The organism is Bartonella sp. AD24XZML (genome assembly GCF_042196485.1).
In the GTDB taxonomy this organism is placed as follows: Bacteria; Pseudomonadota; Alphaproteobacteria; order Rhizobiales; family Rhizobiaceae; genus Bartonella.
In genome coordinates this window covers 21,667-44,601 of record NZ_JBHIQH010000074.1, presented here as the reverse complement: position 1 = coordinate 44,601, position 22,935 = coordinate 21,667, and the positions used below count along the sequence as shown (strand labels likewise).

Annotated in this window: 21 protein-coding genes; 8 read left to right on the top strand and 13 right to left on the bottom strand. The window is 37.3% G+C overall.

The features are described 5' to 3' along the window. The first annotated feature begins 112 nt into the window (after nt 1-112). From gltX to ACFIMX_RS06890, 7 genes are all read left to right on the top strand, one after another. Complete coding sequence (gene gltX / locus ACFIMX_RS06920) at nt 113-1,543, top strand: glutamate--tRNA ligase (RefSeq protein WP_375694224.1); 1,431 nt, start codon at nt 113-115, stop codon at nt 1,541-1,543. A gap of 261 nt (nt 1,544-1,804) precedes the next feature. Then, nucleotides 1,805-3,100: a citrate synthase gene (gene gltA / locus ACFIMX_RS06915; RefSeq protein ID WP_375618359.1), complete on the top strand. Its 1,296-nt coding sequence runs from the start codon at nt 1,805-1,807 to the stop codon at nt 3,098-3,100. A gap of 707 nt (nt 3,101-3,807) precedes the next feature. Beyond that, nucleotides 3,808-4,560, top strand: coding sequence for a transporter substrate-binding domain-containing protein (locus ACFIMX_RS06910; RefSeq protein ID WP_375639754.1), 753 nt, complete (start codon nt 3,808-3,810; stop codon nt 4,558-4,560). A gap of 467 nt (nt 4,561-5,027) precedes the next feature. Next, a complete protein-coding gene (locus ACFIMX_RS06905; RefSeq protein ID WP_375639752.1) occupies nt 5,028-5,780 on the top strand; it encodes a transporter substrate-binding domain-containing protein in 753 nt (250 codons plus the stop codon). Nucleotides 5,781-5,859: 79 nt separating this feature from the next. Then, on the top strand, nt 5,860-6,582 hold the full coding sequence (locus tag ACFIMX_RS06900) for an ABC transporter permease (protein ID WP_375639751.1): 723 nt from the start codon (nt 5,860-5,862) through the stop codon (nt 6,580-6,582). After that, nucleotides 6,579-7,286, top strand: coding sequence for an ABC transporter permease (locus tag ACFIMX_RS06895; protein ID WP_375618363.1), 708 nt, complete (start codon nt 6,579-6,581; stop codon nt 7,284-7,286). Before ACFIMX_RS06900 ends, ACFIMX_RS06895 begins: the two co-directional genes overlap by 4 nt. 81 nt (nt 7,287-7,367) lie before the next feature. Then, nucleotides 7,368-8,141, top strand: a complete 774-nt coding sequence (locus tag ACFIMX_RS06890; RefSeq protein WP_375618364.1) for an amino acid ABC transporter ATP-binding protein — start codon at nt 7,368-7,370, stop codon at nt 8,139-8,141. 20 nt (nt 8,142-8,161) lie between these two features. Here ACFIMX_RS06890 and lpxB read toward each other — a convergent pair whose 3' ends face one another. From lpxB to ACFIMX_RS06825, 13 genes are all read right to left on the bottom strand, one after another. Beyond that, on the bottom strand, nt 8,162-9,358 hold the full coding sequence (gene lpxB / locus ACFIMX_RS06885) for a lipid-A-disaccharide synthase (protein WP_375618365.1): 1,197 nt from the start codon (nt 9,356-9,358) through the stop codon (nt 8,162-8,164). After that, nucleotides 9,351-10,223, bottom strand: coding sequence for an LpxI family protein (locus ACFIMX_RS06880; protein ID WP_375618366.1), 873 nt, complete (start codon nt 10,221-10,223; stop codon nt 9,351-9,353). Before ACFIMX_RS06880 ends, lpxB begins: the two co-directional genes overlap by 8 nt. A 2-nt stretch (nt 10,224-10,225) precedes the next feature. Further along, nucleotides 10,226-11,050, bottom strand: a complete 825-nt coding sequence (gene lpxA, locus ACFIMX_RS06875) for an acyl-ACP--UDP-N-acetylglucosamine O-acyltransferase (protein ID WP_375609506.1) — start codon at nt 11,048-11,050, stop codon at nt 10,226-10,228. Nucleotides 11,051-11,074: 24 nt separating this feature from the next. After that, a complete protein-coding gene (gene fabZ, locus ACFIMX_RS06870; RefSeq protein ID WP_375618367.1) occupies nt 11,075-11,542 on the bottom strand; it encodes a 3-hydroxyacyl-ACP dehydratase FabZ in 468 nt (155 codons plus the stop codon). Nucleotide 11,543: 1 nt separating this feature from the next. After that, nucleotides 11,544-12,590, bottom strand: a complete 1,047-nt coding sequence (gene lpxD / locus ACFIMX_RS06865) for a UDP-3-O-(3-hydroxymyristoyl)glucosamine N-acyltransferase (protein ID WP_375612127.1) — start codon at nt 12,588-12,590, stop codon at nt 11,544-11,546. A gap of 65 nt (nt 12,591-12,655) precedes the next feature. Beyond that, entirely contained in the window at nt 12,656-15,052 is a 2,397-nt protein-coding gene (gene bamA, locus ACFIMX_RS06860) for an outer membrane protein assembly factor BamA (protein WP_375639750.1), read from the bottom strand. A gap of 203 nt (nt 15,053-15,255) precedes the next feature. Continuing rightward, entirely contained in the window at nt 15,256-16,404 is a 1,149-nt protein-coding gene (locus ACFIMX_RS06855) for an RIP metalloprotease (RefSeq protein ID WP_375618369.1), read from the bottom strand. 15 nt (nt 16,405-16,419) lie between these two features. Further along, on the bottom strand, nt 16,420-17,235 hold the full coding sequence (locus ACFIMX_RS06850) for a phosphatidate cytidylyltransferase (protein WP_375613469.1): 816 nt from the start codon (nt 17,233-17,235) through the stop codon (nt 16,420-16,422). A 732-nt stretch (nt 17,236-17,967) separates the two neighbouring features. Beyond that, the gene (gene frr, locus ACFIMX_RS06845) at nt 17,968-18,528 is read right to left on the bottom strand and encodes a ribosome recycling factor (protein ID WP_375618371.1); all 561 of its coding nucleotides are present in this window, start codon (nt 18,526-18,528) and stop codon (nt 17,968-17,970) included. 37 nt (nt 18,529-18,565) lie between these two features. Continuing rightward, on the bottom strand, nt 18,566-19,285 hold the full coding sequence (pyrH, locus tag ACFIMX_RS06840; protein WP_273790666.1) for a UMP kinase: 720 nt from the start codon (nt 19,283-19,285) through the stop codon (nt 18,566-18,568). A 156-nt stretch (nt 19,286-19,441) separates the two neighbouring features. After that, complete coding sequence (gene tsf / locus ACFIMX_RS06835) at nt 19,442-20,365, bottom strand: translation elongation factor Ts (protein WP_375639748.1); 924 nt, start codon at nt 20,363-20,365, stop codon at nt 19,442-19,444. A gap of 102 nt (nt 20,366-20,467) precedes the next feature. Then, complete coding sequence (gene rpsB / locus ACFIMX_RS06830) at nt 20,468-21,247, bottom strand: 30S ribosomal protein S2 (RefSeq protein ID WP_375639747.1); 780 nt, start codon at nt 21,245-21,247, stop codon at nt 20,468-20,470. Between the two features lie 167 nt (nt 21,248-21,414). Beyond that, nucleotides 21,415-22,251, bottom strand: a complete 837-nt coding sequence (locus ACFIMX_RS06825) for a cell envelope integrity EipB family protein (protein ID WP_375639746.1) — start codon at nt 22,249-22,251, stop codon at nt 21,415-21,417. 145 nt (nt 22,252-22,396) lie between these two features. Here ACFIMX_RS06825 and ACFIMX_RS06820 point away from each other — a divergent pair, with 145 nt between their 5' ends. Further along, complete coding sequence (locus ACFIMX_RS06820) at nt 22,397-22,858, top strand: RidA family protein (RefSeq protein WP_375618375.1); 462 nt, start codon at nt 22,397-22,399, stop codon at nt 22,856-22,858. Nucleotides 22,859-22,935 lie beyond the last annotated feature (77 nt).

The window sequence follows — 22,935 nt, the reverse complement described above, 5'->3', positions numbered from 1 at the left end:
CAGTCCCCCACTTTGAACTCGCAATACGGCTATTGCACGCCCCATCACTTATGCTAACATGACTTTTCTATAAAATTCCATAAGTAATATCTTAGTTTAAAGGAAAATATTCGTGTCTGTTATTACTCGTTTTGCCCCTTCACCCACTGGCTTCCTTCACATTGGTGGTGCTCGTACTGCTCTTTTTAATTGGCTTTATGCAAAACATACCGGTGGAAAAATGCTTTTACGAATTGAAGATACAGACCGAGAGCGTTCAACAGAAGCAGCTGTAAAAGCCATTATAGATGGCTTGCACTGGATGGGTCTTAGTTATGATGGCGCCCCTATTTCGCAATTCGAACGTGCAGAACGTCACCGCCAAATCGCTGAACAGTTGGTCAAGAATGGCAAAGCATATTATTGTTATGCTTCACCTGAGGAGTTAGCTGAAATGCGTGAAAAAGCCCGTACAGAAAGGCGCCCACCTCGTTATGATGGACGTTGGCGGGACCGTGACAGTTCTGAAGCTCCTAAAGGTGTTAAGCCTGTTATTCGCATCAAAGCCCCTCAAGATGGAGAAACGATCATACATGACCGTGTTCAAGGTGATGTCCGTTTTCCTAATAAAGATCTCGATGACTTTATTATTTTACGTTCTGATGGTTCGCCTACCTATATGCATGCTGTTGTCGTTGATGATCATGATATGGGCATCACACATATTATACGTGGTGACGATCATCTTACCAACGCAGCCCGACAAACGATTATCTTTAAAGCAATGGGATGGGACATTCCTGTTATGGCCCATATTCCTCTTATCCATGGTGAAAACGGTGCAAAATTATCAAAGCGACATGGTGCGCTCGGTGTTGATGCCTACCGAACAATGGGATATCTTCCTGCTGCTTTGCGCAATTACCTTGTCCGTTTAGGTTGGAGTCATGGTGATGACGAACTGATGTCACTTAAAGATATGATTTCTTGGTTTGATATTGAGGATATTAACAAAGGTGCTGCTCGTTTTGATCTCAAAAAACTCATTTCCATCAACGGACACTATATGCGTATGAGTAATGATCAAGAACTTTTTGATGCCGTTCTTAATATTCTACCAGAAACCGATAGGGGAGCACAAATTATTGAAAAACTTGATGAAAAAAGCCGTGTTCAATTTTTAAAAGCAATCCCGCATTTGAAAGAACGTTCAAAAACACTGTGCGAACTGATTGACAATGCCTCCTTCATTTTTACGCAACGACCTTTACAACTTGATGAAAAAGCTCAAATACTCTTAGATAAAAATGGACGAACCATTTTAAACGATCTTTATCTTGCTCTGAAAGCTTGCCCCTCTTGGGATACAAAAACTCTAGATGAAACACTTCGCTCTTGTGTACAAACACAGAATCTCAAATTTGGATCTATCGCCCAACCACTTCGCGCAGCTCTTACAGGATGTGCAACATCACCAGGTGTTTTGGATGTTCTTATTTTATTAGGACGCGATGAATCCCTTCATCGCATCAAGGACCAACTTATCACAACAATATGCCCATGATGGACACTGAGTATATTTCCTCAAATAAGGGTCTATACAGATATCTCAACGCGCCCTAAAAGAGTTTTTTATGTTATATCATTGAAATACATTTCTTATTGAGTAATAATGACCAATAAGGAAATATTTTTAGATTGCATGTACTCACTTTTAGAGGCAATCTACCCTTAAATAAGTAAGAAAAGCTTCAGTTATACATCCCCCACTCTGATGAAGCAGAGTCTTAATTTTTAGAAGTGAAGGATCTGAAAGGAATACCGAATGTCTGAGAATAACGCATATATTATTGTGAATGATAAAAAAGTAGAGCTTCCCTTGCGTAAAGGCACGAGTGGACCTGAAGTCATTGAAATTGCTTCTCTCTATAAAAAAACCGATATTTTTACTTATGATCCTGGTTTTACTTCAACAGCTTCTTGTGAATCAAAAATTACTTATATCGATGGTGATAAAGGCATATTGCTTTATCGTGGTTATCCTATTGATCAATTGGCTGAAAAAGGAGACTTTCTCGAAAGTTGTTATCTTTTACTTTATGGTGAACTCCCAACACAGCAAGAAAAAAATGAATTTGATCGATGTATTATGCAGCATACCATGGTCCACGAACAATTTGCACGCTTCTTCCATGGCTTCCGCCGTGATTCTCATCCTATGGCCGTCATGGTTGCCTGCCTTGGCGCTATGTCTGCGTTCTATCACGACTCTATTGATATTACAGATCCTCACCAGAGAATGATTGCTTCTGTTCGTCTTATCTCAAAAGTTCCAACGCTTGCTGCTATGGCCTATAAATACAGTATTGGACAAGCATTTGTTTATCCACGTAATGATCTTAGTTATGCTGCAAATTTCCTCCATATGTGCTTTGCTGTTCCTTGTGAAGAATATAAAACAAACCCTGTGCTTGCTCGGGCGATGGATCAAATCTTTACCCTTCATGCAGATCATGAACAAAATGCTTCTACATCTACGGTACGTCTTGCTGGATCCTCAGGTGCTAATCCGTTTGCCTGTATTGCAGCAGGTGTTGCATGCCTTTGGGGACCAGCACATGGTGGTGCCAATGAAGCATGCCTAAAAATGCTACAAGAAATAGGTTCTATTAAAAGAATTCCTGAATTTATTGCACGTGCAAAAGATAAAAATGATCCTTTCCGCCTTATGGGCTTTGGGCACCGTGTCTATAAAAATTATGATCCACGTGCAAAAATCATGCAAAAAACCTGTCATGAAGTTTTAAAAGAACTCAACATTCAAGATGACCCTCTTCTTGATATTGCAATAGAGCTTGAAAAAATTGCCTTAAGTGATGAATATTTTATTGAGAAAAAGCTTTATCCCAATGTTGATTTCTATTCCGGCATTACATTAAAAGCTCTAGGTTTTCCAACTGAAATGTTTACTGTCCTTTTTGCATTGGCGCGCAGTGTCGGGTGGGTGGCACAATGGAAAGAAATGATTGAAGACCCTGCACAAAAAATTGGTCGTCCTCGACAACTCTACACAGGCTATGCTATGCGTGACTATGTTCCTATAGATGAACGTGCAAATTAAAAAAAGAAATCAATAAAGCTTCAATTTACTGAAGCTTTATTGAGAGTAATCAAAAAACATCCTTTAAGAATTTTTATAAAACGTGATTTTAAAACTCTTTCTACAGAGATAACATCATCATAAAAATTTACTAAAAAATTCTAAGTTTTAGCTCTGTAAAGAAATTGAGAATACTCTTCTGCGAATTAGCCAAACATTTAGCAAAAAGAAATTGAAAATTTGACCTTATAATCCTCATTATCTTTAATGGAAATGTATTCCCTATTATTCCCCCATGTTTAAAAGCCTTATTACATATTAAAATCGAGCAATGTCAGAATTTTTCTTTCTATCTTCTTCAGATAAAATTGCAAAAAGCTTACATTAAGTGCTTCTCTAATTAGAAATAAAAACACTTTACATTTTGTTCTGTTAAAAGCTGAAATTTTCTTTGTATTTAAGTTAATAGTTTTTCTTTTAAAGATAAATTATTGATTTTTAAATAAAATTATTAAAAATCACCCTATAATCAATAAGAGGTGACCTTCTTTCCTGTATTTTTTATTCCGATACTTGATAAAAAGAAATTATTTTTTTGATAATGATATTCAGCATAATGATAGCAAAATGAACACAGATAAATTTTTTACATTGCTCCAAAAGAGCTTACAGATTATAAAAATTCATGATGGTTTCATATTTGCCAGCTTATCTAATAGGAGAACATAATGAAATTATTAGCAGGAGCTCTTATAATAAGCGCGACACTGTTTACCCTATCGGCCAATTCTCAAACGCTGAAAATTGCAAGCGATGCTTCTTATCCGCCATTTAGTTATATTGACTCAAATAACAAACTGCAAGGGTTTGATATTGATATATCTTATGCGCTTTGTAAAAAAATGAATGTTGAATGTACTATTGTCACACAAGACTTTGAAGGGATGATTCCCGGTCTTCTTGCCAAAAAATATGATGCTATCGTTTCTTCCCTTTCTCCTACAAAAGAGCGCTTACAAAAAATTGATTTTACAGATCCTTACTACAACACAGCACTCGCTGTTATCGTTACCAAAAATTCGGAAATTAAAGAAATCTCAACGCAAGCCTTTAGAGGTAAAAACCTTGGTGTACAATCAAATACAACACAAGCTGCATATGCGGAAGATCATTATGCCTCTGAAGGAGTTAATATCAAACTTTATCCTACAGCAACAGAAGTTAATCGTGATCTTTTAAGCCATCGGCTTGATATCATCATCTTTGATAAATTAAAAGCATTAAATTGGCTTGAAAATGAAGGAAAAGACTGCTGTCTCCTCTTGGGAACTCTAAAAGAAACAAATTTTCCTATTGCAATTGCAGTCCGTCAAAATAATAATGATCTTAAAAACAGTTTTAATAAAGCAATAGAAGAAATCCGCGCCGATGGAACCTATGAGAAAATTATGAGAAAATATTTTACTTTCGATATCAATTAGATATCACTATGAATTAAAACTCAATCTGTATATTTAAGGAGTATTTTTTAAATCTTTATTGGACATGCAGGTATAATTAGAAATTCGGCATTTTTATAAGAAAATTTACATTTATCAAAATAACTTTAATTGCTCCTTGAGAGCTAAACATTTTGTAGAATCTAATGACAACAATAAGGTTGTATTTTTATCGTATTAAAATCTAGTTTTTTCTTTATGTTCAAATTTAATAGCCTTATTTTCAAGAAAAATCCTCAGTTTTTACTCATGAAATAATTCAAATCAAAAATTTCGTGAAAATTAAGCTATCATACAAGCAATAAGATATTTATTCTTTTTTTATCAATAATGCCCAACATAATGATCTAAAATAAACATCAATAAATTTTTGAATTGCTCCCAAAAAGCTTACAGATTATAAAAACATAATGATTTCATATTGCCCGCTTATCCAATAGGAGAACATCATGAAACTATTAGCAGGAGCTCTTATAATAAGCGCCGCACTATTCACCCAATTGGCTGATGCGAAAACATTAAAAATTGCGAGTGAAGGCACCTATCCTCCCTTCAGTTATATTGACTCAAATAATAAATTGCAGGGTCTTGATATTGATATATCCTATGCACTTTGTAAAAAAATAAATGTTGAGTGTACTATTGTTACACAAGACTTCGAGGGAATGATCCCTGGACTTATTGCAAAAAAATATGATGCTATCATTGCTTCCCTCTCTCTCACACAAGAGCGTTTACAAAAAATTGACTTTACAGATCCTTACTACGATACAGCACTGGCTGTTATTGTTACCAAAGCTTCGGGAATTAAAGAAATCTCGACAAAAGCCTTTAGAGATAAAAATCTTGGTGTGCAATCAAATACAACACAAGCTTTCTATGCAGAAGATCATTTTGCCTCTGAAGAGGTGAAAATAAAACTCTATCCTTCCACAATAGAAGTGAATCGTGATCTTTTAAATCATCGACTTGATGTGATTATTGTTGATAAATTACAAGCATTAAATTGGCTTAAAAATGAAGGAAAAGATTGTTGTCTCCTCTTGGGAACTCTAGAAGAAACAAGATTTCCTGTTGCAATTGCAGTCCGTCAAAATAATAATGATCTTAAAAATAAGTTCAATGAAGCAATAAAAGAAATTCGTTTGGATGGAACTTATGAAAAAATTATGAGAAAATATTTTACAAGTGATGTTTATTAAATATCAATATGATATTTAAATAAAACCCGTTGGTTATTGCTAAAAAATATTATCTAACTCTTTCATGAGGAATACAAGAATGATTGAAAATTTAGCATTGCTATCATTTAGCAATGGTGGATGGGGAGCAGTTATACTTTCCAGTGCAGGAATGACTTTGTCATTGGCATTATGTTGTGGACTTCTAGGATTTCCTCTAGGACTTCTCAATGCAGTGATGATTCGATCCAATATTAAGATGGCCAAAGCTATGGCACGCCTCTTTTCAACGATATTTCGTGGGCTACCAGAGCTTTTAACTTTGTTTTTAGTTTACTACGGATTACAAAGCCTTATTCAAAATTTATTTGACTATTTTAGTTTTGAAATCATGTTCAGTATCAATGCTTTTGTTGCTGGTGTTCTTGCCCTTAGTATGGTTCTTGCAGCTTTTTCTTGTGAAGTTTGGCTTGGAGCATTTAATATTTTTGATAAAGGTCAATATGAAGCAGCTAAAGCTTTAGGACTTTCACGGTCAACCACATTTTTTCGTATTGTCTTCCCTCAGCTCATCCGAAATGCCTTGCCAGGACTTTCTAATAATTGGCTTACTTTACTGAAAGATACATCCCTTGTTTCTACCATCGCGCTTGTTGACCTCATGCGACAAACGAATCTAGCTGTCGCTGCTACCAATAAACCCATGCTATTTTATTTTGTAGCATGCTTACTCTATTTGTTATTTTCAGCGGTTTTTACTGCAATCTTACGCCATTTGGAAACATACACTCAAATAGGCTATAAAAAGGTGCTAGGTCAATGATTCCTGAGTGGCTTTATTTTCTTTTTAATCCTGATCTTTTAAGTCATTATGGACCAAAATTTATTAATGGCTTTATTGTTACTGTTGAACTTGTTTCTATTTCTTGTTCTCTAGGCCTTTTTCTTGGTATGATTATTGCTTTTGCACGTCTATCAAAGAATACATTTTTACAATATTTTGCAAATGCTTATGTCTATTTTTTCCGTGGCTCTCCTTTATTAGCTCAACTCTTTCTTTTTTATTATGGGCTTGGTTCAATGAACAGTTTTTGGCAACAGGTGGGGCTATGGTGGTTTTTTCAAAACGCATGGTATTGTTGTCTTTTTATTTTTACACTCAATTCTGCTGCCTATCAATCTGAGATATTTAAAGGAAGTTTTCTATCCGTAACAACTGGACAACGCGAAGCATCAAAAGCTTTAGGTTTAAGCAACTCTGTCACATTTTTTAGAGTTATTCTTCCACAAGCAATGATTGTAGCATTACGCCCCCTAGGAAATGAGTTGATTTTAATGATTAAATCCAGTGCTGTTGCCTCACTTATCACTGTTTATGATTTAATGGGGGTTGCTAAACTCGCTTATTCACGGACTTTTGATTTTCAAGTTTACGTTTGGGCTGCTCTTATCTATCTCTTTATCGTTGAACTCATTCATCGTTTTATTGTTTTTATCGAGCAGCGCCTCACTCGATATTTACGGTAAATAAAATGATCATAAAAAAAACAGTACCAAATCAAGATGTTGAATTAATCAAGTTCTTCATCAATGAAAGAATAAAATAAGATGAATTTGAAAAATAATAAATCGATCTCTCTCAGTAAAAACCCTGTGATCTCTATCCAAAATCTAAATAAATGGTATGGAAACTTTCAGGTCCTACATGATATCAACTTTAATGTTCAAGCTGGTGAACATATCGTTATTTGTGGACCATCCGGATCAGGAAAATCAACGTTAATTCGTTGTATTAATCAATTAGAACAAGCACAAAAAGGTTCAATCTGTATCCATAACGTTGATATCCATACTGCACCTATACAACAGCAAAAAAATGTTCTTCGTAAGATAGGAATGGTCTTTCAGAACTTTAATTTATTTCCCCACATGAGCGTTATACAAAATTGTATTTTAGCACCTATGACAGTTCAGGGACTTTCCAAACAACAAGCAAAAGAACGGGCAATTCGTTACTTAACGCATGTTGGTATTGAAAAACACTGTGAAAAATATCCTTTACAACTTTCTGGTGGGCAACAACAACGTGTTGCGATTGCCCGTGCACTTTGTATGGAACCTGAAGTCATGCTTTTTGATGAACCAACCTCTGCTCTTGATCCAGAAAGTGTGGGAGAAGTTTTGGAAGTGATGGCTCGATTGGCCGATACAGGGATCACAATGCTTTGTGTTACCCATGAAATGGGCTTCGCACGTAAAGTCTCAGAAAGAATACTCTTTCTAGAAAATGGAAAAATTGTTGAAGATGCAGCCTCTGAAGAATTTTTTACCAATCCTAAAAGCCAACGTGCTTGTAATTTTCTTGCTAAAATTAAATATTAATCATTAAAATATTGCTTTATTTATACAATTTTATTCCTGCTTTTTAAAAGAGTGATAATTGTTTGTGCGCCAACAACCCCCGATGCTACTTCAGTTTTCATTTTCTGTTCTACCATCTCAAAGGAATCAAGTTGTGCCTGTCGCAATAAAGGATTAGCCAAAAGTTGTTCTACCTGTCTTGCTAACATGCCAGGACGGATTAATTCATTCAAATATTCCGAAACAATAGGCTTATCAGCAATAATATTTGGAAGAGCAGCACTCCATAACATCATTTTAGGAAAAATAAATAATTTAGAAAAGAAATCAAGTTTATAGCAAAGAACCATAGGAACTTTTGCTAAGGCTAATTCAAGTGAAACAGTTCCATGTGCAGCAAGAGCAACATCTGCTTGTGCAAAAGCACGCCATTTTTCATCTTCACCAACTACAATTTCTATCTTGCTTTTCCAGCCTTGCACAAAGTCCCGGATTCTATCTACCAAATGAGGTAAGGTTGGTAAAATAATACGTAAATGAGGAATACGTTGTACAAGAATCTCTACTGTTTCTCGAAAAATAGGCATTAAGGAACGAATTTCTGAATTGCGTGATCCTGGCAAAATAACTAATGTAGGCGATAATGTTTGTGTATCGATCAAATTTCTTTGTTCTAATTGGCTTTTTTTTTCTGACTGAATTCTCAAAAGGGGAGGATATGTCAAAAGACGATGTCCAACATAAGTCGTGGCAGGACCTCCCAAATCTTGCATAATCTTTTCTTCAAAAGGAAAAACCGCTAAAACATGATCAACAAATCTACACATAGCTTTTGCACGCTCTGGCCTCCATGCCCAAACGGTTGGTGCAATATATTTAATGATAGGAATAGAAGGCGCTAAAGCACGTACCTTTTTTGCAATACGATGCGTGAAATCAGGACTATCAATAATAATTAAACAATCAGGTTGTTCTTGTGCAATAAATTTGGATAAATTGCGAATATGTAGCAACAACAATGGTAGTTTTTTCAACACCTCCTTTAAACCTATTAAAGCAATATCATGGGAATCAAAAAAGCTTTTTAAGCCTAATGCCTTTAAATGGCTCCCCCCAACACCAATCAAATGAATATTGCATCCTATCTGTTGTAATAAACAAGAAATTAGATCGGCCCCAAGTAAATCACCAGATTCCTCACCTGAAACCACTGCAATCTTTAAGAAACAATTATTCATGACCAAACTTTTCAAATGTCTCTATAAATAAAGAATATTTGTTGGCTTTTTCTATTGTTGTTTTCACCGATAATATTAGACTTCTATTTGCCTCCACCGCAACACCAGATAAACCACTCTTTGCAATATTCATTATTGTCGCGGGCCCAATTGATGGCAAATCAACGCGATTATCCTGTTGTGGTTTTGCGCATTTTACAAGAATGCCACCTTTAAGGGGAATTTGCCCTCTTTCTCGCATTTCACAAATACGCCACAACATATTATCAGTTCCCTCAGCGCCCTCTAGAGCAACCACCCTTCCTTGGACAACGACAACGGCTTGCCCGATATCTAATTGACCTAAAAGCTTTGCTGCTTCTACTGCTAAAAAAATATCTTTTTTCTCTTTTGGAGTAGCGCGCCGTACTGTTAAATTAAATTCTATGGGAGCTAAAAGATCTGGGACGATTTCGTGAGCACCGATAACACAAAAACCGTGTGCTTCAATAACCCGTATAAAAGCTTTTAATAACGCATCGTCTCCTCTCTTCAAAGCTCCGATTAACTTAGGAAGAGCTAAAAATGTTGTCCAGTCCAGTCGCAATTGTTTAAGAAGTGGACGCTTTTTCACACCACCTGCCAAAACAACGTTATATACACCAGCCTCTTTTAAAATTTTAACGAGTCGTGCTAACTCTACAATTGATAGCTCGCAATGCTCATAGCGATAAAGAACAGAATCTGCCTCACCATGCAAAAGCACAAGAAAAGGATTTTCTCCATTCTTCTCAAGAGTCTGCGCAACAGTAATCGGTAGAACACCATTTCCTGCTATAATAGCAGTACGGCTGGAAAGAAAACTTCTGGCTCCCCAAATAGGCATTTTTAATCCTTATGTTCTTTTATTCTAACACCTTCAAATTTTGGTGTACAATAAAAACGCTTTCCTTCTTCTTTAATAAAATTAACAACTTCAGAAACAGACTGAGAAGAAGAATAGAAAGAAGCAACATCACTGACACGCTCTTTAAATGGTTTGCTATGATCAAAAAGCATAGCAACCGCATGACGGAGTGCATGAATATCTTGACGCTCAAGTCCTGCACGCTTCATGCCAATAATATTGAGTCCAGCAAGTTTTGCCTGCACACCAACAGCTGTTCCATAAGGTATCAGATCACCAACCAGCGCAGATACGCCGCCGATAAATGCATGATGTCCAACACGAACAAATTGATGAACAGCAGCACCACCACCAATAATCACATAATCACCAATAGTAACATGACCAGCAATCATTGCGTTATTGGCAAATGTTACATGATTGCCTACATAACAATCGTGAGCGATATGCGCATAACAAAAAAATTGGCAATTATCACCAACAACTGTCATTCCTACACTCGAATCGGACCCCCTATGCATTGTTACACCTTCACGAATCGTACAATTCTTACCAATAAAAAGAGTTGTAGCCCCTCCTTTATGTTTATTATTTTGCGGATCTGCCCCCAAAACGGCATGAGAAAATACTTTACTCTTGGCTCCTAACGTTGTCTTTCCCATTATTACAACATGACTTGTCAAACTACATTCATCACCAATAACAGCCTCTGAACTAATATGGCAAAATGGTCCAACGCGTACATTCTCACCAAGCTGCGCTCCCTTCTCCACAAGAGCAGTTGGATGGATTTTCGTACCGGACATTTTTAAATTCCCATCAAATATCGTTTATTCTTCTTCGACAATCATCGCAGCAATTTCTGCTTCAGCGACGCGGACATCTTCTACTTTTGCAACACATGAAAAACGTCTCATACCAGATCTTTTTTTCAAAAGCTGAACATGAATCTTGAGCTGATCACCAGGCATAACCGGCTTACGAAATTTCGCATTATCAACCGTCATAAGGTAAACTAAATTTGTTTGCTTATTGCCTAAATTTAAAAGCGCTATTGCTCCTGCCGTTTGTGCCATAGCTTCTAAAATCAAAACTCCAGGCATAACAGGCTTTGAGGGAAAATGTCCCATAAAATGTGGCTCGTTAATCGTTATATTTTTAATACCAATCGCTTCTTGTTCACCATCAATATCAATTATACGATCAATTAATAAAAATGGATAACGGTGCGGTAATATTGATAATAGTTTTTCAATATCGACAGTCTCTAAGTTTTTAGTTTTTTCACTGCTGATCATATCAGCGTTTCTCCTTTTTAACTTTTCCCATACTGCGCAAGGCCGCTACTTCACGAAACCATTGTTTAAATGGTCGCGCTGGACTACCTCCCCATTTTTCGCCATCCGGAATGTCATTCATAACACCACTACGAGCAGCAATCTGAACAGATTTACCTATTATGATGTGATCAGCTACTCCCACACTTCCGCCAAGCTGAGACATATCCCCTATAGATGTACTTCCCGCAATGCCACATTGAGCGGCAATAAGACAATAGCGGCCAATTTTTACATTGTGGGCAATTTGTACAAGATTATCAATCTTGCTTCCTTCACCAATAACAGTATCTTGAAATGTCCCACGATCAATTGTCGTGTTCGCACCAACTTCTACACCATCCTCAATAATAACGCGACCAAGCTGTGGAATTTTCTCGATTCCAGAAACGCCCCCAACATAACCAAAACCATCTTGCCCAATGCAAACACCAGGATAAAGCTGAACCTTATCACCTATTATAGAACACTGAACTGTTACCTTAGGAGCAATATAGCAGTCACATCCAATACGGCAATTTTCACCGATAACAGCTGTGGATGAAATAAGAGTTCCTGCTCCAATCTCAACATTTTTACCAATAACAGCTCCCGCTTCAATACACACATCATGTGCCAACTTAGCCGTTGGATGAATATGCGCATGCGATGAAATCCCCTTCTGCCCCAACCAAGGCATTGGCTTGACAGAATCTGGAAACAAAATACGACCAATCTGAGCAAAGTCACGCTGTGGTGTGGATGTCACCAAAATTGCCATAGTCTCGGGAACTTTAAAAACAATCTCATTCGTACACAAAACAGCAACAGCAGAACTGTCCAGTAAAGCATCAGAAAACTTCCGATGCTCTACAAAAACAAGCGAACCTTCCACAGCACTCTCAAGTGAAGAAAGAGTATTGATAACTTTATGAGAAAACTCTGGATTAAGAAGCTTTGCACCCGTCAACTCAGCAGCATTTGCAACTGTCAATCGTCGGGACGGCGTAAAAAAAAATGTATCCGCCATCAAAACACTTTCTCTCCCAGCTTAAGCTATTCTCTTCAAGTTTTTCCTTCTTAAAATCGCTCAAATCAGAACTTCGTAGAAATACCAAAGTTCAATTGTTGCAAACGATCACCTTCCTGCTTCGTTATTGGCCAAGCATAATCAAAACGCAAAGGACCAAACGGAGAATCCCACATCAAACTCACACCTGCAGATGAACGCCAAGCACTTTTTGTATTGGTAACAGACGGTTCACCCTTAAAAACGGCTTTATAATTATTGCCATAAAGCGTGGCAATATCCGCAAATAAAGCACCGCGCAACCCAAATCCTTCAGGCACGACAGGGATAGGGAACTGTACTTCAGCAGTCGCATTCATATATGTCGTTCCCCCCAAGAAATAAACCTCACCCTTACTGGAAACCTGACGCGGACCTATTCCATTATATTTGAACCCTCGAAGCATATCAGAATTTACTTTAAACATATCGAAAATACGAACACCATCTCGGCCCATTCCGTGGATATAACCACCCCCAAAGGAAAGCAAACCAACGATATCCTTCTGGTCAGAAAGAGTCTTGTACATCATCGCCTTACCCGTGGTCTTCAAGAACTTTGCACTCCCACCAAGCCCTGCATATTCCTGAAGCAGATGCACGTACCACCCATCATGAGGGGATCTCATATCATCAATCGTATTATAGGTGAAACCATAACTAATTGATGAACGTTTCCAAGGGCTGTGTTTTGCAGCTTGAACAATCGCACCAGAATATTTCCCATATAATTCTATTATGTCACTCTCTTTGTCAAAATCATACTCTCCGCCAAAATCATATTCTTCCTGCACATAAGAATAAGCTACATTAGCAGATAATTGATTATTAATAGGTAACGAAAACCGCAGCGATCCACCTGTCTGCCGTACATCATAGGCTTTATCAGCACGATAAGTACTACGAAAAACATCAACGCCAGCAGATAAACGATACCCTAAGAAATAAGGATCAACAAATGATAAATTATAATTACGAGATTTTTCTTGCCCCGCACCTAATCCTAAACGAACATATTGACCACGTCCCCCAAGATTACGTTCAGTAACAGAAACTTCAAGTGACATACCAGGACTTGTTCCCCCTGTTGTATACCCTCCAGAAAGAGAGAGATCTCCTGTTGAAGCTTCAACAACATCTATTACCAAAACAACTTGGTCAGATTGATCTGTAGGAACCATTGAAATATTAACGGCTTTGAAGAAACCTAAACTTTCTAGACGACGTTTTGCCCGCTGTAATAAAGTTTGATTGTAAGCATCTCCTTCGTTTAAATCAATCTCACGGCGAATGACGTAATCACGCGTTTTCTCATTGCCACGTATATCAATACGTTGAATATAAGCACGTGTACCCTGTTCAATATTATATAAAATTGAAATTGTATGATTTGCTAAATTACGATTTCCCCGCGGTTCAACTTTAGCAAAAGCATATCCCGAATCAGCAACTTTGTTATTAATAGTTGCAACAGACTGTTCAATATCTTCTGCACTATAAACATTACCTGGCTGGGTTTTAAGTATCCTTTTCACAGATTGAACGTCAATTCCATCAACATCACTTTCAACCTGAATATCGCTAATTTTATAGAGCGCCCCCTCATCAAGAACGAAAGAAATTTTATACGTATTGCTTGCTGCATCAAAAGTTGCTTTAGAAGAGACTACACGAAAATCTGCATAACCACGGTTATAATAAAAGCGACGTAAAGCTTCTTCATCAACAGCGAGGCGCTCTTCACTGTAAACATCACCTCCCAACAACTTCGAAAAAATTCCTGAAGTTTTTGTTGAAATCACATCACGCAAACGGCGACTTCCAAAGACATTATTTCCCTTAAAAGTGATATCACCAATCTTTGTTTTTTTCCCTTCAACGACATTAAATACCACATTAACCCGCCCTTTTCCAAGGTTAATCGTTTGAACGTTAACAGTGATATTATTACGACCAAGAGTTTTATAAGCCTCACGAATTGTATTTATATCAGCAGAAAGCTTAGCAGAATTAAAAGGCTCATTCGGTTTTAAAGAAATAAACCGCTTAAGATCTGGGTCTTTAAAAGATTTATTTCCTTGAAACAATATTTGATTGACAACCTCATATTCTTTTACGAATACAACCAATTTATCACCCACCGGATTTATTTTAACATCATAAAATAAACCCAATTCGAAAAGGTTTTTCACAGCACTATCAACATCACCACTGGAAACACCTTGCCCAACCTTAATCCCCATATTGTCTCGAATCGCCTGAGAACTTACAAACTTATTCCCACGAACCTCAATAGAGCGGACTACAGACGCTTGTATTTCTCCGACCGCAGCAATTGACATAAAAACCGTTGCTGGGGCAATCATCCCCATCTTTAACACCAATACAGATGCTGCATTTAAAAACTTTGAATTCGTAGTCATTGGCTTTTTTACCTTACTCTCGTTCCTTAGACATGATGCCTTAAAAAGCTAACTGCCATAACAACCTTTTTACAGCGAGACTTTTCATTCCTTAATTACTCATTATAATGTACAATGCCACAACATTTTGCAGACATGGTAAACAACCTTCAATTTGTTTTTGCTATTATTACTTAATTTATAAAGCGTTTTCCATAATTTAATTAGCTAAACCAACAAAAATAATCATTAAAAAAGACAAAGATCATAAAAAGGAGAAGAATGGAAAAACCTAAACGAAAAACGATTCCCTGAATTTTAGCAGATATTTTCCTCCCAGTAATGACCTCAATGACATGCAATAAAAGATGCCCACCGTCAAGCGGTAGAATCGGAAAAAGGTTAATAAGCCCAACACTTATTGAAAGAAAAGCTGCTAAATTCAATAAAGAGATAAAACCTGTCTCGCTCACTTTCCAAGCAATTTTAACGGTTTTAGAAGGTCCACTTAGCCGACAACGATCCTCTTTGCCTCCTATTAAACGACTCATAAAAAGAACGGTTTGAGTGGCGATAAACACAGTACGGTCTGACGCTTTTCTTACAGCTGTTACAAAACCATAGCGAATATGTTTTATATAAGTTGGATCTAAACGTGCAGGATTATTTAAATCAACAGGAACACCTACACCTATCATAGCACTTCGTGTTCGATTACCAAATCCATCATCTCGCTCAACGACTTTCGGGGTAATCATCGTTGTAAAGAATCGCCCCATGCGTTCTATTTTAAACTCTATGGGTTCTCTTCCGTGAAAAGCTACATAATTCATCAAATCTTCAAAGCTTTCAACCCGTCGCCCATCCATTTCAACAAAACGATCACCTAATTCCAAACCGGATTGAAGAGCAGGGCTATCTTTTACCAAAGAACCAACAACGGGCTCAATGGCTACACGACCATAGATAAAGAAAAAAAATGTTAGAATAACAACAGTAAAAAGGGCATTGAAGAAAGGACCGGCAAAAACAGTTGCTGCTTTTTTCCAAGCATGCGCACTAGCAAATGAACCATCAACAATCAGAGATGATTGGGATGATTCCGTATCGATTTTTTCCTCATCCCCAACAAATTTTACATAACCTCCTAAGGGGATAAGTGCTAAACGCCACTTCGTGCCATGCTTATCTGTATAACTCGCTATTTCTGGTCCAAATCCAAGCGAAAAAATTAACGCCTTAATACCACACCACCGACCAATGAGATAGTGCCCAAATTCGTGCACAAAAATGATAATCATAATGATGAAAAGAATACTCAAACTTCTTAAAAGAAAATCACCCATAGTGACGATATGATTTAAAAGTTCCAAACTATCTTCTCCCAATTAGATCATACTAAAAAGATTAAAAGGTGCATCCATATCAGACATAAATGAACCAATTAAATAAAGAAGAAAAGCTGCCCCTACCAATCCATCTATACGATCCATAAAACCACCATGTCCAGGCAATAAAGAACTAGAATCTTTAACAGAAAACCGTCTTTTGAGCCATGATTGCCCTAAATCACTCAATTGTGAAACAATTGACAAAACAAGTGTAAGGAGTGGCACAAAAAAACTGGCTAAATTTATATCAAAAAATCCAAAAGCGACCCATATACCACCGAAAACTCCCACAAATGTACCACCAAGTGCTCCTGACCATGTTTTATTAGGAGAAAATTGTGGTGCTAATTTAGGTCCCCCTAATGCACGTCCGATAAAATAACCACCAATATCTGTTCCCCACACTATCGTAAATAAGAAAATAACAACTTGGAACCCCAACATTTCATGATCCCGTAGAAAGCATAAAGCAACAACAGGAAAAGATGCATATAAAAAACCACAAAAAACCCAACCACTCTTTTTTATAGATATAATAGCTAATACTGTAGCTAAAACGATTAAAACACAAAAAATCAATGAAGCAGATACACTCAACACTAAAAAAAAGCCAAAGATTAAATAAAAGATACTTGCTAATATTTTTTGTAAAATACACCATTTCTCTTTAGTAATACTCATCCACTCATAAAGAACAAAACCGCCAATACACCATACAAATAAAAAAAAGAAGTTTCCTCCCAACCATGTTAGATACAACGCAATAATGCCAAAAACAAAAGCTGTCAGAATACGATAAACCAAATTAGACAAAACAACATCCAAACAATAAAAATAGAAAATACAAGCTCTAAAATTAACGCAAGAAAAACTCCCCTACGCAGTATTTTTATCTCATACCTGTATAATTTCTCTTATAATTTATCATAAATAATTCAGTCTACTAAGATAGCGCTTATGAAACTAATAATCAATGAAAACAGCTTCAAAAATCTCCGTCAAAATTATAAAATATTTTTTAATATTTTCTCAAATATAAAATGAAAAAGCAGTTACCTCTGCCCCATACAAATTAACTAATATAGGTTTCGTATAAAAACACTTTTCTATCAACTATTCGTCATTAAAAAACGAATTACGCCACATAACATCTGCTTGATCAATTATACTCACATGTTTTATAATGAGAAATAAGAGAAAGGTTAGGCTTGTTTTTTTGCATTATATTCTTTCCCCAACCTTCATCTTAGAATATTTGAATAATTTCTAATAATGCTTTCATTATGCATTTTAACAAAGACGTGCTCAACTAAAAACCCGCACCATGCTGTTAAATAATGTCTCCCAGCAAAGGGCATGATTTATCACGCAGACTAAAAAATTAAAACATCTGCCCTTTCAAATCAGTCTCTCCCATATCAAAATGATAGAATACCTTCCTGCATCACACCTTGCTACCACAGAGCACACCACTCCCTACAATTATCCCTAGAAACAATTTACAGGCTGGGAGTATAACATCCTTTTTCTAGCGACAAAATCGTCTTAAACGTGCATAATTTCAGATTCTTTTACGGCTAAAATTTTATCAATATCAGCAATAGTTTCATCTGTGAGTTTTTGAACTTTTTCAGACAAACTATGGGCTTCATCTTGTCCAATTTCACCATTTTTTTCTAACTTTTTCAAATTGTCCAGACCATCCCGACGAACATGACGTGTAGCAACACGCGCTTGCTCTGCATAGTGATGCGCAATTTTTACAAGTTCTTTACGGCGCTCTTCATTCAACTCAGGCAAAGGAATACGTAAATTCGTACCATCAGTTATGGGATTTAAACCAAGACCAGAATCGCGAATAGCGCGCTCTACAGCTCCGACCATTGTTTTATCCCATACAGAAACAGAAAGCATCCGAGGTTCAGGAACAGAAATATTAGCAATCTGATTTATATGAACAACAGAACCATAAGTTTCAACGGTCAACGGTTCTAATAAACTGGCCGATGCACGTCCAGTCCGCAAACCACCTAACTCATGTTTAAAAGCCGTAATGGCACCATCCATGCGACGTTTCAGATCATCCATAATTGATGTAACATTCATATTTATGTCTCCTTCAATTGTCCTTTGAAGCTTACCCTTATTCCGATACTATTGTAAAGCGTCCTGTTCCATTCAAGACCTTAGCCAAACCGCCTTTTTCATGAATGGAGTACACAATAATCGGTACATTGTTCTCACGTGCTAAAGTGACCGCCGTTGAATCCATAACAGATAATCCCCATTGCAAAACTTCAACATGTGTTAATTGGTCAAAACGCTTAGCCGTAGGGTCTATTTTGGGATCTGCTGAATAAATACCATCAACTTGTGTTCCTTTAAGAAGGACATCCGCACCAATTTCTGCTGCACGTAAAGTAGCAGCAGAATCAGTGGTAAAAAATGGATTTCCTGTACCACCTGCAAAAATAACAACTTTTCCCTGATTCATATAAGCTATTGCTTTACGTTGCGAGAAACTTTCACAAATTTGTGGCATAGCAATCGCAGAGAGTACAACAGTTTCAACCCCTAATTTTGTCAAAGATGTTCGCAATGCTAAAGAGTTAATAGCAGTTGCAAGCATTCCCATATGATCACCTGTCACTCGGTCCCCACCATGCGAAGCAACAGCAACGCCACGAAAAATATTTCCCCCACCGATAACAACCGCAACTTCTATCCCCATTGTGCGCACTTCTGCAATATCAGCGGCAATACGGTCTACAACAGAAACATCAATGCCAAAATTCTGCCCTCCCATAAGAGCTTCACCAGAAGCCTTTAAAAGAATACGTTTATACGGAAGTGCTAATGCCATTAATAATCTCCCCAAAAGCCCATTTACTTTTGCTTTTGACATCACGAAGGGCACCACTTTTTTCACGTGACGCCCTCTCAACAATTACATTTTTCCCCTCAGAGATTCTACAACCAATGATATGACTTTAAATCTCTGATCAAGAGTTTGCAATAACTAGCCTTTTACAGCAGCAGCAACCTCTGCTGCAAAATCAGACTCCTCTTTTTCCACACCTTCACCTAATGCAAAACGAATAAAGCCTGTAATTTTTGCTGGAGCACCAATTGATTTCTCAGCATCCTTTAAAGCAGCCTCAACAGTTATATCAGGATTCATAACAAAAGCTTGAGAAAGCAAAACAACCTCTTCAAAAAACTTACGCATACGCCCTTCTACCATTTTTTCAATGATATTTTCAGGTTTTCCAGACTGACGTGCTTGATCTGAAAAAATTGCTTTTTCACGTTCAACAGCAGAAGCATCAACATCTTGTGCTGTAAGTGCTAATGGATTGATTGCCGCAATATGCATCGCGACCTGCCGACCAAAAGCAAGAGCAGCCTCTTTATTTCCTGTTGTTTCAATCGCAACCAAAACACCAAGTTTTCCAAGCCCATCAGCCACACTATTGTGTATATAAGTCGCAACAACACCATTCTCAACGGACAATTTAGCGGAACGACGAAATGTCATATTTTCGCCAATTGTACCAATTGCATCTTTAATCGTAAGCTCTACAGTCTTCTCAGAACCTGGATAAAGAGAAACAGAAACAGATTCAACATCCCCTGGCGTATCTAAGGCAGCAGTTGCTACTTTACGCACGATGTCTTGGAATCCATCATTGCGTGCAACAAAATCTGTTTCAGAATTAATCTCAACCAAAACTGCATGTGAATCTTTTGATACGACTCCGATTAATCCCTCAGCTGCTGTACGACCAGCCTTTTTATCTGCTTTAGCTATCCCTTTTTTACGAAGCCAATCAACAGCAGCTTCCATATCACCATTGGTCTCTGCTAAGGCGACTTTACAGTCCATCATACCAGCGCCAGATAGTTCTCGAAGTTCTTTTACTTGTGCAGCAGTAATGCTCATATTTGCCTCTTTATTTTGTAACAGTGAAAGCGTGCAAAATCCCTCTGCACGCCTATAACTTCTTCTTTAGACAATAAAAGTACCTTAATTAGGCATTTTATATTATTCAGAAACTTCTGAAACTGTATTTTCTTCCAAAATAGGCTCCACAGGTGCATCAACTTGAGCTCCTAAATCGATACCCATTGCTCCTTGCTGGCGTGCAATACCATCAAGAGCAGCACGGGCAAAAAGATCGCAATAAAGAGAAATTGCACGTGAAGCATCGTCATTACCTGGTATTGGATGTGTTACGTCATCGGGATCACAATTGGTATCAATAATAGCAATCACTGGAATACCTAAACGTTTTGCTTCTTGGAGTGCAATATTTTCTTTATTCATATCGATAACAAAGATAAGATCTGGAACAGAACCCATATCTTTAATACCACCAAGCGCACGATTAAGCTTTTCACGATCACGTTCAAGATTTAAACGTTCCTTTTTAGTAAAGCCTTGCGCTTCAGCAGCAAGAATTTTATCAAGCTTCCGCAAACGATGGATCGAATTGGAAATCGTTTTCCAGTTTGTGAGCATGCCGCCAAGCCAACGTGCATTAACGTAATACTGAGCGGAACGATTCGCCGCATCTGCGATAATGTCAGATGCTTGCCGTTTCGTACCAACAAAGAGAATACGACCACCACGCGCTACAGTATCTGAAACAAGTTTAAGCGCTTGGTGTAAAAGTGGAACGGTCTGAGCAAGGTCAATAATATGGATATTATTACGCTGACCATAAATATAGGGAGTCATTTTGGGATTCCAGCGATGAGTCTGGTGACCAAAATGCACACCGGCTTCTAAAAGCTGGTGCATAGTAAAATCGGGTAGTGCCATAAATCTTATCCTTTCCGGTTCAACCTCCGCGGAAAAAGCAGGAAGACCTGCTACCGGCGGATGCTTGCTAGAAGTTTCTCACAGATCATTTGCAAACACCCAGATTCCGCGTGTGGAATAGCGCAAACATACTAATATTTGATTCTTTTTCAAGTTATTTTCTTTAATCATTTAATATTTGCATTTTCACATTGATTAAGATCTTTTCCAAGTTCCAAGAATTCAAGACTGTTCAATTTTGCACGCACTGAAAAAGTTCCATAATCTATATGAAGATCACGCATGACACCATTCTCATGTAAGAGAAAACTGCTACGATAAACCGGCAAACCATCTTTATTTTCTCCATCATCAAAATAAGAAATTGTAACAGGCCAATATTCTTCTTCATCCAATTTTCTTACTTTTTCCGTTTCGCTATCAGATAAAAGCGTCTTCTTTTCCCCTATGACGATACTTTCTTTTATAACTTTATCTGCTTTATTTGTCCCATCAAATACAGTAACATTGTAAAAATGATCTCCTGCTTTTGCATGGCGGATAATATTTTTTAGTTGCATCATTGGAAATTCAGCCATTGCAAGCTTATACTCTTTTTCCTTTGGCTTTTTTAAGGTAACTGTAATACCATCTTGCGTACGCTCCGCAACCCCCTCGGCACGATGCACAACCTCTTCTCCCTCTTGATCTGTAATATTAAAACGAAATGTACGGCTGTCTCCTGTTTCATAACTCGTCGTCTGTTGATCCGTCAAACGTACTGGCATATCTTCAATGTGAACACGGCTAATGAAACGAAAACGTGTGCTATAGCCTTGGCATGCCGAACCAGTAAGCTCGTAAACCATTCGTCCTGACATCGCAGAAATTATCATTTCATGAGAAACACTATCGAGATGAAAATCATAAATTGCTCGATGAGGCACAATAAAAATGGACTCTTCAGCTCTCGCGGTACATAAAAAAACAATATATAAAATTATTATAAATAATGATCTAATCATTCCCAACTTCCGAACTTTATCCCCGTTGCATAACATCATACAATAAGGCAAAAAAGGCTAATTTCTCAATTAACCACACATTTTCTTAAATCAAAAAATAGATTATGCAATGAATATATTATAGAGCAGCTATGGAGTTAAAATTATGACCAATATGATTGAAAAAAACTTAGAAAAATTCGGAATCACTCTTCCTGAAGTAATCTCCCCCCTTGCCAATTACATCACCACTTCACAAAGTGGCAATCAACTCTTTATTTCTGGACAACTCCCTCTTATTAATGGAAAACCAATAGCCATCGGTAAAGTTGGTGCAACTGTGAATACCGAACAAGCCCAAAAAGCATCTGAAGCTTGCGCTCTCAATATTCTCGCGCAACTCAAGGCAACTCTGGGTGACTTAAATAAAATAAAACGTGTGGTCAAAATTACTGTTTTTGTGGCTGTAGATTCTCATTTTACCGATATTCCTTCTGTTGCCAATGGAGCTTCTAATTTATTCGTCAATATCCTTGGTGAAATTGGAAAACACGCCCGTTCTGCTATTGGTGTTGCCTCTCTCCCTATGGATGTTCCTGTAGAAGTTGAAGCCATCATAGAAATCTAAACCTTCATTAAGACAGTGCATTATCCTAAATATAACTGAAGTCAAAATACTTCTTTGTCTTACACTCTGATAAACCT

Excerpts from the sequence above, each read along its gene's own strand:
- gltA (WP_375618359.1), top strand. The coding sequence starts at position 1,805 with ATGTCTGAGAATAACGCATATATTATTGTGAATGATAAAAAAGTAGAG.
- fabZ (WP_375618367.1), bottom strand. The coding sequence starts at position 11,542 with ATGATCAGCAGTGAAAAAACTAAAAACTTAGAGACTGTCGATATTGAA.
- lpxB (WP_375618365.1), bottom strand. The coding sequence starts at position 9,358 with ATGAATAATTGTTTCTTAAAGATTGCAGTGGTTTCAGGTGAGGAATCT.
- ACFIMX_RS06820 (WP_375618375.1), top strand. The coding sequence starts at position 22,397 with ATGACCAATATGATTGAAAAAAACTTAGAAAAATTCGGAATCACTCTT.
- rpsB (WP_375639747.1), bottom strand. The coding sequence starts at position 21,247 with ATGGCACTACCCGATTTTACTATGCACCAGCTTTTAGAAGCCGGTGTG.
- ACFIMX_RS06900 (WP_375639751.1), top strand. The coding sequence starts at position 5,860 with ATGATTGAAAATTTAGCATTGCTATCATTTAGCAATGGTGGATGGGGA.
- ACFIMX_RS06905 (WP_375639752.1), top strand. The coding sequence starts at position 5,028 with ATGAAACTATTAGCAGGAGCTCTTATAATAAGCGCCGCACTATTCACC.
- ACFIMX_RS06890 (WP_375618364.1), top strand. The coding sequence starts at position 7,368 with ATGAATTTGAAAAATAATAAATCGATCTCTCTCAGTAAAAACCCTGTG.
- lpxA (WP_375609506.1), bottom strand. The coding sequence starts at position 11,050 with ATGTCCGGTACGAAAATCCATCCAACTGCTCTTGTGGAGAAGGGAGCG.
- bamA (WP_375639750.1), bottom strand. The coding sequence starts at position 15,052 with ATGACTACGAATTCAAAGTTTTTAAATGCAGCATCTGTATTGGTGTTA.
- lpxD (WP_375612127.1), bottom strand. The coding sequence starts at position 12,590 with ATGGCGGATACATTTTTTTTTACGCCGTCCCGACGATTGACAGTTGCA.
- ACFIMX_RS06910 (WP_375639754.1), top strand. The coding sequence starts at position 3,808 with ATGAAATTATTAGCAGGAGCTCTTATAATAAGCGCGACACTGTTTACC.
- ACFIMX_RS06895 (WP_375618363.1), top strand. The coding sequence starts at position 6,579 with ATGATTCCTGAGTGGCTTTATTTTCTTTTTAATCCTGATCTTTTAAGT.
- ACFIMX_RS06825 (WP_375639746.1), bottom strand. The coding sequence starts at position 22,251 with ATGATTAGATCATTATTTATAATAATTTTATATATTGTTTTTTTATGT.
- tsf (WP_375639748.1), bottom strand. The coding sequence starts at position 20,365 with ATGAGCATTACTGCTGCACAAGTAAAAGAACTTCGAGAACTATCTGGC.
- pyrH (WP_273790666.1), bottom strand. The coding sequence starts at position 19,285 with ATGGCATTAGCACTTCCGTATAAACGTATTCTTTTAAAGGCTTCTGGT.
- ACFIMX_RS06880 (WP_375618366.1), bottom strand. The coding sequence starts at position 10,223 with ATGCCTATTTGGGGAGCCAGAAGTTTTCTTTCCAGCCGTACTGCTATT.
- frr (WP_375618371.1), bottom strand. The coding sequence starts at position 18,528 with ATGAATGTTACATCAATTATGGATGATCTGAAACGTCGCATGGATGGT.